This is a genomic window from Methylomonas sp. ZR1, assembly GCF_013141865.1.
Taxonomy (GTDB): Bacteria; Pseudomonadota; Gammaproteobacteria; order Methylococcales; family Methylomonadaceae; genus Methylomonas.
Map to the genome: position 1 here is coordinate 3022864 of NZ_RCST01000001.1, position 14072 is coordinate 3036935.

General features: G+C 50.5%; 9 protein-coding genes. 7 read left to right on the top strand and 2 right to left on the bottom strand.

Annotation, left to right across the window (positions count from 1 at the left end; all coding sequences use genetic code 11):
- Positions 1-187 precede the first annotated feature (187 nt).
- From DDY07_RS13635 to DDY07_RS13665, 7 genes are all read left to right on the top strand, one after another.
- Positions 188-1834 carry a SulP family inorganic anion transporter gene (locus DDY07_RS13635; protein ID WP_171696260.1) on the top strand — a complete coding sequence of 549 codons (1647 nt, stop codon included), beginning with the start codon at positions 188-190 and terminating at the stop codon, positions 1832-1834.
- 150 nt (positions 1835-1984) lie between these two features.
- Positions 1985-2698: a DUF2490 domain-containing protein gene (locus DDY07_RS13640; RefSeq protein WP_171696261.1), complete on the top strand. Its 714-nt coding sequence runs from the start codon at positions 1985-1987 to the stop codon at positions 2696-2698.
- Positions 2699-2748: 50 nt separating this feature from the next.
- Complete coding sequence (mgtA, locus tag DDY07_RS13645) at positions 2749-5283, top strand: magnesium-translocating P-type ATPase (protein ID WP_171696262.1); 2535 nt, start codon at positions 2749-2751, stop codon at positions 5281-5283.
- A 26-nt stretch (positions 5284-5309) separates the two neighbouring features.
- Positions 5310-5615 (top strand): hypothetical protein, encoded by a 306-nt coding sequence (locus DDY07_RS13650; protein ID WP_033157960.1) that lies wholly within the window; start codon positions 5310-5312, stop codon positions 5613-5615.
- Between the two features lie 138 nt (positions 5616-5753).
- A complete protein-coding gene (locus DDY07_RS13655) occupies positions 5754-6455 on the top strand; it encodes a hypothetical protein (RefSeq protein WP_225893041.1) in 702 nt (233 codons plus the stop codon).
- A gap of 401 nt (positions 6456-6856) precedes the next feature.
- Positions 6857-8104 (top strand): ATP-binding protein, encoded by a 1248-nt coding sequence (locus DDY07_RS13660; protein ID WP_171696263.1) that lies wholly within the window; start codon positions 6857-6859, stop codon positions 8102-8104.
- A gap of 318 nt (positions 8105-8422) precedes the next feature.
- On the top strand, positions 8423-12136 hold the full coding sequence (locus tag DDY07_RS13665; RefSeq protein WP_171696264.1) for a hypothetical protein: 3714 nt from the start codon (positions 8423-8425) through the stop codon (positions 12134-12136).
- A gap of 337 nt (positions 12137-12473) precedes the next feature.
- Here the strand turns inward: DDY07_RS13665 and DDY07_RS13670 are convergent, their stop codons facing one another.
- Both DDY07_RS13670 and msrP read right to left on the bottom strand, forming a co-directional pair.
- The gene (locus DDY07_RS13670) at positions 12474-13103 is read right to left on the bottom strand and encodes a sulfite oxidase heme-binding subunit YedZ (RefSeq protein WP_171696265.1); all 630 of its coding nucleotides are present in this window, start codon (positions 13101-13103) and stop codon (positions 12474-12476) included.
- A gap of 3 nt (positions 13104-13106) precedes the next feature.
- Complete coding sequence (gene msrP, locus DDY07_RS13675; RefSeq protein WP_171696266.1) at positions 13107-14039, bottom strand: protein-methionine-sulfoxide reductase catalytic subunit MsrP; 933 nt, start codon at positions 14037-14039, stop codon at positions 13107-13109.
- Positions 14040-14072: the final 33 nt, after the last annotated feature.

Consider the following 14072-nt stretch of genomic DNA (forward strand, 5'->3'; position numbering starts at 1 on the left):
CATCGGTGCAAATAAACCGCCCAATTGGTTGAAGCTGACGAATCAACCAGGCCAATCAATCAAATCGACAACCATTTTCCGGGCAAGCACGTCCACAACCCTTGATATATCTGCACTGACGCAGTTCATGCAAAACTGGCATGTTTCTCGCTGCACTTTGGTTTTCCTAGGCTACTTGAGAAAGACCATGACCACATCCTCTTCGGCCACCTTGCCTAAATCCGGGCTCCCCGGTTTAATCGAAAACTGGCGTAGCGATCTGCTATCCGGTTTTTTAGTGTTCTTGATTGCCTTGCCACTGTGCCTGGGCATAGCCATGGCGTCTGGCTTTCCGCCCATGTCAGGCATCATCACCGCGATTATCGGCGGCGTGGTGGTTTCCCGAATCAACGGCTCGTATGTCACGATCAACGGCCCGGCGGCAGGTTTGATCGTGGTGATCGTCGATGCCGTACAATCCTTGGGACAAGGCGATGCGATGGCCGGTTATCGCTACACGCTGGCCGCCATTGTCATCGCCAGCGTGTTGCAAGTGCTGCTGGGCGTGTTTAAGGCCGGCAAGCTCAGTGCCTTTTTCCCCTCATCCGTGGTACACGGCATGCTGGCAGCCATCGGCATCATCATCATGGCTAAGCAAATTCATACCTTGTTGGGGGTTAAACCGGAAGCGAAGAGCCTGTTGGGGACCATCGCCGAAATCCCGCATTCGCTGATGGACATGAATCCGGAAGTGTCGTTGATCGGCTTGCTCGGCTTGTTGCTGTTGATACTTTGGTCAGTGATCAAACATCCCACTTTAAAAATGATCCCCGCCCCGCTGCTGGTGGTATTACTCGGCTTGGCCTTGGGTCAGTATTTTGATTTGGACCATATCCACCAATACCTGTTTTTGCCGGATGCTGCGATTCTGCCGCACCATGAATTCAGCGTCGGCCCGTCATTTCTGGTAGCGGTACCGGAACATTTTCTGGCCGGCTTTTATCTGCCCGACTTTTCCAAAATCGCCACCGGCGAATTTTGGCTGGCGGTATTGACCATCTGGCTGGTGGGCAGCCTGGAAAGCCTGTTAAGCGCCTCGGCCGTGGACAAACTGGACCCGTATAAGCGCAGTTCCAACCTGAATCGCGATTTAACCGCAGTCGGTATCGGCAATGTGCTTGCCGGCATGTGCGGCGGTTTGCCGATGATCGCCGAGATTGTCCGTAGCTCCGCCAACATCAACAACGGTGCGAAAACCGGTTGGGCCAACTTCTTTCATGGCCTATTTCTGCTGATCTTCGTGGCGCTGTTTCCCAAACTGATTCACGAAATCCCATTGTCGGCTCTGGCCGCACTGTTAGTGTTCACCGGTTTTCGCTTGGCCTCACCCAAAGAATTTGCGAAAACCCTGGCCGTCGGTGTGGATAATTTTGCCGTCTTCGTCATCACGATTCTCGGTGTGTTGGCGACCGACTTGCTGGTTGGCGTGGCGATCGGCATCGCCGTGGAACTGGCAATACATGTCAGCCGTGGCCTCAAGCTACGCAACGCCTTTTCGATGGCTTTTCATGTGCGTCAAACCGATGCCGATACCCATCATATTGCGGTATCCGGCGCGGCGGTGTTTTCCAACTTCATCACCTTGAAAAGCTTGCTGGCCGATTTTCCGCAACGGAAAACGGTATTTTTTGATTTGACCGAAGCCAATTTAATCGACCATACGGTCATGGAATTCATCCACCATTTTGCCGAAGATTACAACCAAGCTGGCGGCCGTTGCCAAATTGTCGGCTTGGACGATCACGAAAGCTATTCCGACCATCATCTCGCGGCGCGCCGCAAAATTGCACTCTGACCCGGCTTAGGCTCACGCGACGGCAACAGCAGTCGCGTGACGCCCCAGCCGTCCTCAGCACCACACCTTAACAACCCCGCCAAAAGCCCGCTCCTCTCCCGATAACACCGGGAGATACAGACGCTTTTGCTTAAATTTTGGAGAATCGTCATGCACACACTATCGCGAACATTATGGTATTCCTGCTGCGTATGCTCGCTACTGGCTACTTCGACCGCTGTAAACGCTACTGAATTGCTTGAAGACTCCGGCGCCTGGTTACAAGCCGTGGCCGAGGGCAGCATGGGCTTTATCGATCCCAGCCTGAAAAACGGCCGGGTTTGGCTGGAAGGCCAATCGCGCTTCGATGGCGATTGGGGTCATTGGTATCAAGGCATGGTGCGTACAGCGGCCGGTTATGCCTTGAGCGACCGCGCCACACTCTGGGCCGGTTACACTTGGCTACCGACTCAAAACATCGGTAAATCTTATGTCTCACAACAGGATATTTGGCCGGCGTTTCGTTATGTATTGCCCACGGAGATAGGCACTTTTACCTTCCGCACGATGTGGGAAACCAACTTTTTAAACGGTAGCCAATTACGCGAACGTCCCCGGCAAATGATCAAATTCATGCATCCCCTCGAGTTCGAACCGCGCTTGAGCTTGATTGCTTGGGACGAAGCCTTTTACCGGGTCAATTCCACCACCTTCGGCGGCAAGTCCGGATTTGATCAAAACCGCGCGTTTGCCGGTTTCGGTTGGAGCTTCAACAAAAACGTTAGAACCGAATTGGGTTACATGAACCAATATCTCGATAACGCCAATCACAGTGCGGCAACGATGCGGCATTTGGGCATGGCGTCGGTGTTTGTTAATTTTTAAGCAGCGGACGTTAAACACAAGGTCCGCTCAACCGATTATCGAGGTCGCAGATGCCCAGCAAAGTCATCCCCAAACAAGTAAAAGCGTTTTGGCATCACCAGATTTCGGAACTATTCCAGCAGTTGCAAGCCGATGAACACGGTCTGACCCAGCAGCAAGCCGCATCGCGTCTGAAACACTACGGCGATAACCGTTTACAAAACCACAAGCCGCCCAGCACCGTCAGCTTGTTTTTCGGGCAATTCAAAAGTTCGATTATTCTGATCCTGCTGTTTGCCACCGGCCTGTCCTTTTACCTGCACGACAAACTGGATGCGCTCATCATCCTGAGCATTATTCTGATGAGCGCGCTGTTGGGCTTTTGGCAGGAAAAAGGCGCCGCCGACGCAGTCGGCAAACTGCTGGCAATGGTGCAAATCAAGGTTTCCGTATTACGCGACGGCACCTTCCAAGAATTGCCCGCCGAACAAATCGTCCCCGGCGACATCGTGCAACTGCGGGCTGGCGACGTGATTCCGGCCGACTGTCGGTTGCTAAGCTCCGACAACCTGTTCGTCGACGAAGCCATTCTCACCGGGGAAAGCTACCCCGCGGAAAAATATGTCACCGAATTACCGATCAACACCGGCCTCAGCCAACGCCAAAATTGTCTGTGGATGGGCTCGCACGTACAAAGCGGCAGCGCCACGGCCCTGGCCGTCGCGACCGGTTCCGGCAGTGAATTCGGCAAACTCTCCGAACGCATCAAACTGAAAGCGCCGGAAACCGAATTCGAACACGGCGTGCGCCGCTTCGGTTATCTACTGATGGAAGTCACGTTGATCCTGGTCATCATGATCTTTGCGGTCAACGTCTATCTGGACAAACCGATCATGGACTCGTTTCTGTTCGCGCTGGCCCTGGCGGTCGGCTTAACGCCGCAGCTGTTACCGGCAGTAATCAGCATCAATCTCGCGCACGGCGCCAAACGCATGGCCGAACAAAAAGTCATCGTCAAACAACTGGCCGCTATCGAAAACTTCGGCAGTATGAACGTGTTGTGTTCCGACAAGACCGGCACGCTGACCGAGGGTACGGTGCAACTTAAAGACACGCTGGATATTAACGGCCAGACCAGCGACAAGGTGGCCAGTTACGCTTACCTTAATTCCGTATTCGAAACCGGCTTCAACAACCCCATCGATCAGGCCATCCGCCAATTCAAAACCTTTGCTATCGCCGAGAACGGCAAGCTCGACGAAATCCCTTACGACTTCCATCGCAAGCGACTCAGCATGCTGGTGCAAGATCAAGGCGAAACCTTGATGATCTGCAAAGGTGCGTTGAACAATATCCTGGAAATTTGCGACAGGGTGGAAAACCCCAACGGCGAGCTGCAGGCAATCGACGGCGTTTACGATGCCATTCAGCAACGCTACCGGGAATATAGCAGCCAGGGCTTCAGAACCCTGGGCATCGCTTACAAACCCATGCCCGGTAAGACAAAATTTGCCAAGGACGACGAAACCGGCTTGCGCTTCCTGGGTTATTTAACCTTCTTCGACCCGCCGAAAGCCGACTGCGTGGAAACCATCGCCTTGTTGCGCGAACAGGGCGTGACCTTGAAAATCATCACCGGCGATAACCGTTTGGTGGCGGAAACAGTGGCAGTTCAGTTGGGCTTAAACTCCCCGGCCATTCTGACCGGGACCGATCTGGCCGGAATGAGTGAAACAGCCCTGATTCATCGGGTTACGCAGGTCAATTTGTTCGCCGAAATCGAACCCAATCAGAAAGAGCGCATCATCGTCGCTTTAAAGAAAGCCGGCTTCGTGGTCGGTTACATGGGCGACGGCATTAACGATGTTTCGGCGCTACATGCGGCGGATGTGGGTATTTCCGTAGACAGCGCCGCCGACGTCGCCAAGCAAACCGCGCAAATCGTGTTGCTGGAAAAAAATCTGCGGGTATTGCTGGCGGGGATACGCGAAGGCCGCACGACCTTTGCCAACACCCTTAAGTATGTGTTCATGGCCACCAGCGCCAACTTCGGCAATATGTTCAGCATGGCCGGCGCTTCGCTGTTTTTGCCCTTTCTGCCGCTACTCCCCAAGCAAATCTTGCTAACCAATCTGCTGACCGATTTTCCGGAAATGACCATCGCTTCCGACAACGTCGATCCGGAAATGCTCGGCAAACCGCACCGCTGGGATATAGGCTTTATCCGTAAATTCATGATTACCTTCGGCATTATCAGCTCGGTGTTCGATTACCTGACCTTCGGCGTGCTGTTATGGCTGCAAGTGCCGGTGGAGCAATTTCGCACCGGCTGGTTTTGCGAATCGGTGATTTCCGCTGCGCTGATCGTGTTCGTGGTGCGCAGCCAAAACAGCTTATTCAGCAATCGCCCGGGCAAGTATTTGATGATCACCACCGCCACCATCGTCGCACTGACATCGGCATTGCCTTATACGCCTTTGGCGCCGTTCATAGGCTTTCAACCGCTGCCGGCGGCGATTATCGGCTGGCTGAGTTTGATCGTATTGCTTTACATCCTGACTGCAGAATTGGCGAAACGGATTTTCTATCGCCACGTAAACCTATAGCCGCCATAGTCCTTAAAAAATATTCAATGAAACACGCTCTCAATAACGACCTTTCCCACCACATTTTGCCCAATTCGGCCACGATGGTAGGTGTTTGCATTATGGTCATCAGCATCGTCAAAAGTCAGCCTTCAGGCATGGTCGGTTACGTGATCGACAAGGCGTTGGCAATAGACAGTTTGCTATTCACCATCAGTGCGTTGCTATCGTTCTTATCGATTCGGCTGGAGCGCTCAACCATAGGTTTGGAACGCTGGGCGGAAGTGCTTTTTATCATTGGGCTGGTGTCGATGACTGTCATTGCCCTCATTTTTTCTTTCGAAATTGTATGATTGATTTTCGCTTTCCCTGCGAATGCGGCAGACTCGCTTCGAAGCGAAATTTAACTTAACCCTAATGTGGAATTAACATTCAATTCATCGCCAAATAGTAATTTAGACCGCTCTAATTAATCTAAAGGCATTTGGAATATGAAAACGATAAAAAGCTTGTCAATACAGCTATTGGCAATTCTCTCGGTCTTATCTGCAATCCCTAGGGTTCAGGCTGCAACGACTATTCAAATCGGCCCAAGCGGAAAAACCTTTGCCTCGTCTATGGTTCAGTGTGCGGTAAATCCAGCCACCGGCCTGCAAGCGGCAACCGTTCAAACCGGCCTCTTCAACCCAAGGTCAAAAGATAAGGCCACGATTACCCTCAATGGCGGAATTGTGACCAAAGTTACCGCGTCGCAACCCGATGTCGCTGTCTGGCTTGTTGATGGTAATAACTCTGTTGTGGTCACCCTGTCTAGTAGAACAGCTGATACCTACGCCTTCACCGTACAACCGGGCTTCTGCGATCTACCCGATACGTCAGCTAACACTTTCAGCGCTGACGGCGTTCTCGAATACGCTGCCAGTAGAAAATCTTATACCACCGTCACCCCAGGCTGTGCCTTAAACCCGGCTAGCGGTAATTCCCAGTACTTCGTCAACCTGTTCGATAATGGCAGCTACCTATTAAACGTATCTGTCAATGGCACGCCGTTAACCCAATTGAACGGAACCACCCGAAAATCAGTACCCGTGTTTTTGGGGGCGGGTTTGAACGTAATCTCGGCAGCCAATGGCACGGTTTCCACCGACTACTACATTAGAGACGGCGGCAACGGCACTTGCACCTTACCGTAAATCAGAATAAGCGCCATGCCCTTTAAATGTCCCGGCAGTAACAGCATGGCGTCACTATTAACCCGGTCCTATTTATCACCGATATTCCGTTCGGGCTGAGCTGGTCGAAGCCTGATTTGGCGCACCCTTCGATAAACTCAGGATAAAAGGTATTTAAGGGCCGGGTTAATGACAACTTAGCAGACGCCACGGCTATTGCCGATGACATCATTAACTTGGTTAGTCATTTGCCGGAAGCATTGCTCCACCAGACTGCGTACGATAAAAAGAAAAAATGGTTGGCATTGGCCTTGAAGGGATTTCTTAAATTATGCCGGCAAAACTCAAGGTTGACGCGAAACAATAGACAAGGACCTGCTGCTGGCTTTACGATACTGAGTAAATTTACTCAGTATCGTAACATGAAATACACCCGCCCCCAGGAAGCGCTACTCAAAAACCGTCTCGGCGATCCAGTTCACTTTATCAACTTACTCGCCGGCCCAAGGCAGGTCGGCAAAACCACCATCATCCGCGACATTGTTTCAGCCAAACCGACGCAAGGCTACTACGTCTCAGTGGACGATGAATTTGCTGCCGGCTTTGATTCGTCCGCGACTATCTCCCCGCCGCAAAAGAAAGATAGGGGTTGGCTGGCCTTCCATTGGCAAGAAGCGAGAAACCGCACTGCCGCCTGGCTGAAAACCGCGCAAAGCGACGACATCTTTGTGTTTGCGATAGACGAAATCCAAAAAATCGAGGATTGGTCAGACATCGTCAAGGGCTTATGGGACGCGGACCGCGCCAACGGCGTGCCGATGCATGTCGTGCTGCTAGGCTCGGCGCCATTGTTGATGCAAAAAGGCTTGTCGGAGAGTCTGGCCGGACGTTATGAAACCCTGCCCGTCAGTCATTGGGGCTTTGCCGAAATGCAACAGGCCTTTGATTTCTCACTCGAACAATACATTTATTTCGGCGGTTATCCCGGCAGCGCCTGGCTGATAAAAGACGAAACGCGCTGGCGCCGCTACGTACGCGATAGCTTGATTCAGCCCAATATCGAAAAAGACATCCTGCAAATGGTGCGCATCAAAAATCCGATGCTGCTGAAACAGTTGTTCGAACTAGGTTGCCATTATTCCGGCCAGGAATTGTCGTTAACCAAAATTATAGCAAGCATCATCGAAGCCAAACACACCGAAACCTTGGCCGATTACCTGCATCTACTGACCGAAACCAAACTATTAGCTGGCCTGCATAAATACGCCGGCCAGGAAGTCCGCAAGCGCAATTCCGTGCCTAAACTGCATGTGTTCAACACAGCGCTGATGTCGGCGCTACAGGATTACAGCTTCGCCGAGGCACAGGCCGATCGCAGTTATTGGGGACGTTTGGTGGAAAGCAGCATCGGCGCGCATCTGCTCAATACCGCCGACGAAGACACCAAACTTTACTATTGGCGCGAAGGCAACCAGGAAGTCGATTTCGTGCTGGCTAAAGGCAAGAAACTGGCGGCGATAGAAGTCAAAAGCGCGCCCAAGCCGGTGGTATCGGCAGGGTTAAACGTGTTTGCCGAAAAATATCCCCACGCTACAAAAATTCTGGTCGGCGCGGGCGGCGTACCTTTGGCGGAATTTCTGTCTCAACCTGCCGACGATTGGCTGGATTAATTCATGCTGTATCGCGTTCCCCGTACCGTTACCGAAAAAACCACTGAAGACACTCCTGCCGAAAGCCTTCCTATCGCCGACTACAGAGACCGGCCGGCCTATGTATTGCTTGGCGAACCGGGCGCAGGGAAATCCACGTTGTTCGAAGTCGAAGCCAAGCTTACCGGCGGTCATTACATTTCCGCCAGAGACTTTATCTATTTAGATAATGAGGAATGGCAGGAGAAAACCCTGTTCATTGATGGCCTAGACGAGGCCCGAGCCGGCAAGGACGACGCGCGAACGCCACTGGACGCCATTCGCGGCAGACTCAATAAATTGGGTTGTAAACGGTTCCGCATTTCCTGCCGCGAAGCCGATTGGCTGGGTGCGCTGGATAGCAGAGATTTATCTAAAATCAGCCCTGTTAGCGTGCTGTATTTAGACCCATTAAACAGTGGCGACGTGACGGCGATACTTGCTAACGACAAGCGTGTCGGCGATGCCGATAGTTTCATCGAAAAAGCGGAACACTCCGGCCTGTCCGGTTTGCTGGACAACCCACAAACCCTGGACATGCTGATTGATGCCGTCAAGGGCGGGCGGGAATGGCCATCCACCAAGCAACAGCTATACCGGCTGACATCGGAACAATTGGCGGCGGAATTTAACGACGAACATAGGGTTGCCGAAAAATCCACGGTTAATATTCCAGCGTTGCTCGACGCGGTAGGCTTGCTATGTGCGATTCAATTGCTCGCCAACCTGTCGGGTTTCAGCGAAGGTTACGCCCAACCGGGCCGCATCAGTCTTGCTTCTCTCGACCTTCCTGTGGCGAGCCGCGCCGCCTTAAAGTCCCGCTTGTTCAGAAAGGTGGGCGACGAATATAGCTATGTACATCGTAGCGTCGCGGAATATCTCGCGGCGTACTTCATTGCCGGCAAGATCAAGGATGGCTTATTGGTCAATCGAGTATTGGCGCTAACGATCGGCGTAGACGGCGGCATCGTTGCCGCGCTGCGCGGTTTGATGGCCTGGTTGGCCGTATTGTCGGAACCGGCGCGTGATCCTTTGATTGAAATCGATCCTTTAGGTGTGGTGGTGTATGGGGATGTGCAGTTGTTTTCTACGCAAACGAAATCCAGATTATTACGCGCATTGATTCGGGAAGCACAAACCACAGGCTTTCCCAACCGCGATGGGCACACCACGGCGTTTTCGGCCTTGTGCCAAAAAGATATGGCGAGCGAATTAATACAAGTGCTCGGCAATCCGGGGCGTAGCGATGGCGAACAGTATTTGCTGTATTGCTTGTTACAAGGGCTATGCTGCACGGAAAATAAGCTAAATATAAGTCTTCAATTACTGGCGGTTATAAGAGACAAAACGTATTGGGAGGCCATTAGAAGTTATGCCTTGCGCGCTTTTTGTCAACTATATCCAGGCGATTATGAAAGTTTATTGGTCTTAGCGGAAGATATTCACAATAAAGTCATTGAAGACGCGCGCAATGATTTATTAGAGGTTTTATTAAGAAAACTGTACTTATCAAAAATCAAACCTGCGGATATTATTCGATTTATAGGTAAGCAGGGTGACGGCAGTAGAATCTCTTGCATTCATTTTTGGAAAAATGAATTTTTGCGTGGAATAGGTAGTAACGACCTACCGAATGTCTTGGATGAATTTGTTCATATTGGAACCGATAAAATACATGCCGCATTAGATAACTTATTCGATGTCGCTGGCGATTTAATGGTGAGCGGATTAACTTTGCATGGTCCGTCTATTTCTAATGAAAGGCTTTATTGCTGGTTATCGATCGGTATTGACGAATACGATGAATGCAAGTTATCGCAAGAATACAAGGCAAAAATCTCGGCATGGCTGGAAGCAAACCCTGAAATTTTTATTAATTTGCTCTCGGAAGGCTTGAAACGAATAGAAAGCAAGGAAAATATAGAATATGCGATTGCTTTGATATTTGTGCACTTCCGAAATGCTACCCCGCCGAAAAACTTGGGTGCCTGGTGGTTAAGCATGGCACTGACCGAAATCGATTCAGATAAAAAAGTCTCTTATTTCAAACAGGCATTCTTGACGCTCTATAACCAAGACAGCGCTTTGACTCTTGAAGAAATTAGTGAATGGGTCTTTCAGCACCCTGAGTTTAGCAAGGTGTTTAATGAGCTAAAGTTTTGCCCCATTCCGGAAACGTGGAAAAAAAGGATCGAATCAAAAGCCAAGTGGCGGAAACAACGCGAACAGGAATTGGCTGAAAAATTAAATTTTTTTTATAAAAATTTGGATGGCATTGCTACTGGCAAGATTCAACCTTCTGTTTATGATCAAATTTCACAATATTTTGATCATCGAGTTAGTGTAAGCGGAAAATCCAATGAGCAGCGATTGGCGGAGTATCTAAATCATGATGAAATTTTGATTTCGGCAGCGAAAAGTGGATTGCGAAAGATATTGGATAGAACTGATCTTCCTGGAGCGGAAGAAATATTGGCGGCTGATGTAAAAAATGAATATCACTATATCAGGCGGCCGCTCCTAATATGCATTGAAAGTTTGTATTTGGAGAATAATAGTTTCTTAGAAGATTTAAACGATGATTTAATTAATAGTGCGCTTGCATTTTGTTTTACTCAAGGGACATTCGAAGACGAATGGTTTAAATCATTATGCTATTCTCGGCCTGATTTTGTTGCTAAAGCCTATTCCGGTTATATCACAATCTTACTAAATGCCAAGGCTAAATTTATTCATGGCATTTCCTATTTTACCTCTGACGCTCGCGGATTACAGATAGCCCGTCGTATTGTATTGCCGTTACTCGAAAAATATCCGGTTCGCGGCTACAAAGATCACATCGACCATCTTAAGTATTTACTGAAAGCGGCTATAGCGGGAGGTGACAAAAATTCGTTATTCTCGCTAATTGAAAAAAAATTAGCATGCAAAGGCATGGATTTAGCACAGCGTATTTATTGGCTTGCCACGGGGTTGGTCATTGATCCAAGCATTTACGAAACGAAGATCAAACTGGAAGTGACCGAGAAGGCTATCCGTATCAATCATTTGTCTTCGTTCTTATTGCCGATGCATGGTAACGAACCCTACTTCAGCCTTGAAAGGGTTACTACGATAGGTATGCTGATAGCGTTGCTAGCACCCCGCTGTCAGCCGAATTGGCCTAGGGGTGGTGGATTTGTTACGCGAGCGATGGAAGAGCGAGATTATGTTCGATATTTGATAAATAACTTGGCGGCGAATCCCGCAGAGGAAGCCGCAAAGGTTCTGGCCGAATTACTCGAACAGCCAAAATTGATTGCCTGGCACTCACTAATCCGCGACGCCCAACAAACCCAACAAATCAGCCGCAGGGAAGCGTTGTATAAGCATCCCGACGCTTCCCAAGTTATCGAAACGCTAAACAACCGAAAACCGGCCAATGTCGCCGATCTTTCGGTGCTGGCGATGGATTGTTTGCGGCAATTGGCGGAGGGAATGCACACCAGCGAGACTAACCGCTACCAACATTTCTGGAATTTAAAAGGCAAAGAAACTGTAGCCCCTACAGAACCTTACTCCGAGGAAGATCCAAGATACGAAGAGGTTGGACGTAATTATTTGGTTGATCTTCTCAAGCCGATGCTGGCGAATTACGAAGTCGCCGTCGAACCGGAAGCATTGCAAGCCAATGAGAAGTGCGCCGATATGAAATTGTCCTTCATTCATGAGGGACGATCTTATTACCTGCCCATCGAAATCAAACGCGATTATCACCGCGAATTATGGAAAGCCATCCACCTACAATTGATACCGCTTTACACCATCTCGCCGGAAACCGAAGGCCGCGGCTTGTATTTGGTTTTTTGGTTTAACTTTAAAAGGTTGCCGACTCATCCAGACGGCCTGCCGCCGCCTAAATCCGCCGCCAAACTGGAAGAAATGCTGAAGGCCACATTGACACCGGCGGAACGAAAACTAATCGACGTCTTCGTGCTTGACGTTTCTGCAACAACGCCATCAAAACTAAATTAAGACGGCCTGCAACTGGTTTTAAATCAACGCTTGATTTTAGCTAAATCCGAGGCCGTGGGGACATGTCCGAGTATGCGTAAACATCACAAACTTCGGGCAGGGTATTTAGGTGTTTTGGCTAGCGTTGGCGTAACAAGCAAACGGGGCAATTGTGTCACAGCTATTAAAATTCCGGACACCCGCGTAGCACAAAATTGCAGTCACCGCCTATATGCTGACCTCAAACAAGAAATGACCGATCCCAACACTTCTAACCTTCAATGACTGTCACTGAATACGGGCGTCATTAAGCCGAAACCGGTGGCCGATTTCCCGAGGGAAATACTCACAAGGCCAACTAAACAGCCTTTTGATGTGCAGTGCGGTTACCGGCCAAGCGGTAAGCTACGCGCATACCCAGCAGCAAAGCCAGTACAAGCGCAAACATCATAGGTCTGCTTAGATCTTTTTTCACCAGCCAGCCGAAATGCACCACGCCGGCAATCGCGCACGGATAAGTTAAGCGATGTAATGCCCGCCAGCGTTTGCCGCCCAGGCGGCGGATAATGGCGTCATTTGAAGTCAATGCCAGCGGAATCAGCACCACAAATGCGCTAAAGCCGATAGTAATGTAAGGCCGTTTCAGGATGTCTTTAGCGATTGCCTGCCAATCGAAATATTGGTCCAAAACCAAATAGGTCGCAAAGTGCAACGACGCATAAAAAAACGCAAACAAACCCAACATGCGCCGCAAGCGCATCAGCCATAAGCAGCCCGACAGACGCCGCAGCGGGGTGACCGCCAAAGTGATCAGCAAAAAACTCAAAGCCCAAAACCCGGTAACGTGGGTCATTTTTTCAATGGGATTGGCGCCCAACTCATCCGCATAAGCGGCGACGGCCAAATTGGCGAACGGCAGCAAAGCCGTCAGAAATACGGCCGCTTTCACCTGGAGCAGTACACGGTTGTCGAGATTTTTGATCGTCATGGCTTAAAAATTCCGCTGCAAGTCCATGCCGGCGTACAGTGCCGCCACTTCGTCGGCATAGCCGTTGAACATCAGGGTTTTGCGTTTCAGAAACTCGCCGATGCGCCGCTCCTTGGCCTGGCTCCAGCGCGGATGATCGACCTCGGGATTAACGTTGGCGTAAAAGCCGTATTCACCCGGCCCGGCTTTCATCCAACTGGTCAGAGGTTGCTGTTCGACCAGCCGGATTTTGACGATGGATTTGGCACTTTTAAATCCATATTTCCAGGGCATGACGATGCGGACCGGGGCGCCGTTTTGCTTGGGTAACACTTCCCCGTACAAACCAAAGGTCAATAACGTCAAAGGGTGCATGGCTTCGTCCATCCGCAAGCCCTCTCGGTAGGGCCAATCCAGCACCGCGGACTTTTGTCCCGGCATTTGAGCCGGATCGTGCAGGCTGACAAATTCGACAAACTTGGCATTGCCGGTCGGCTCCACCCGCTTGAGCAATTCCGCCAGCGAATAGCCGAGCCAAGGCACCACCATCGACCAGGCTTCCACGCAGCGCAGGCGATAAACCCGCTCTTCGAGCGCCGCCATTTTCAGTAACTCGTCAATATCAAACACCTTGGATTTTTTCACTTCGCCTTCTACCGTAATAGTCCAAGGCCGGGTTTGCAGGCTGCCGGCATTGATGGCCGGCTGATCTTTGCCGGTGCCGAACTCATAAAAGTTGTTGTATTCGGTAACAGCCTGCCGAGGTGTGAGTTCATCCGTCACGCTGTATTTAGATTTTCCAAGCCCGCCTAAATTATCCATCGCCCATAGTGTCTGCGGCCACACGGCCGCCAGCGCGGCACCGCCTGCCGTTTGTATAAATTTTCGCCGTGCCTGGAACAGGGCTTGCGGCGTGATTTCCGAGGAAGGGATAGCGGGTGGTTTATAGGGTTTCATGTCGATGAGCCTCTGCTCTATTAATTACGGTAA

Excerpts from the sequence above, each read along its gene's own strand:
- DDY07_RS13660 (WP_171696263.1), top strand. The coding sequence starts at position 6,857 with ATGAAATACACCCGCCCCCAGGAAGCGCTACTCAAAAACCGTCTCGGC.
- DDY07_RS13650 (WP_033157960.1), top strand. The coding sequence starts at position 5,310 with ATGAAACACGCTCTCAATAACGACCTTTCCCACCACATTTTGCCCAAT.
- mgtA (WP_171696262.1), top strand. The coding sequence starts at position 2,749 with ATGCCCAGCAAAGTCATCCCCAAACAAGTAAAAGCGTTTTGGCATCAC.
- DDY07_RS13670 (WP_171696265.1), bottom strand. The coding sequence starts at position 13,103 with ATGACGATCAAAAATCTCGACAACCGTGTACTGCTCCAGGTGAAAGCG.
- msrP (WP_171696266.1), bottom strand. The coding sequence starts at position 14,039 with ATGAAACCCTATAAACCACCCGCTATCCCTTCCTCGGAAATCACGCCG.
- DDY07_RS13640 (WP_171696261.1), top strand. The coding sequence starts at position 1,985 with ATGCACACACTATCGCGAACATTATGGTATTCCTGCTGCGTATGCTCG.
- DDY07_RS13655 (WP_225893041.1), top strand. The coding sequence starts at position 5,754 with ATGAAAACGATAAAAAGCTTGTCAATACAGCTATTGGCAATTCTCTCG.
- DDY07_RS13635 (WP_171696260.1), top strand. The coding sequence starts at position 188 with ATGACCACATCCTCTTCGGCCACCTTGCCTAAATCCGGGCTCCCCGGT.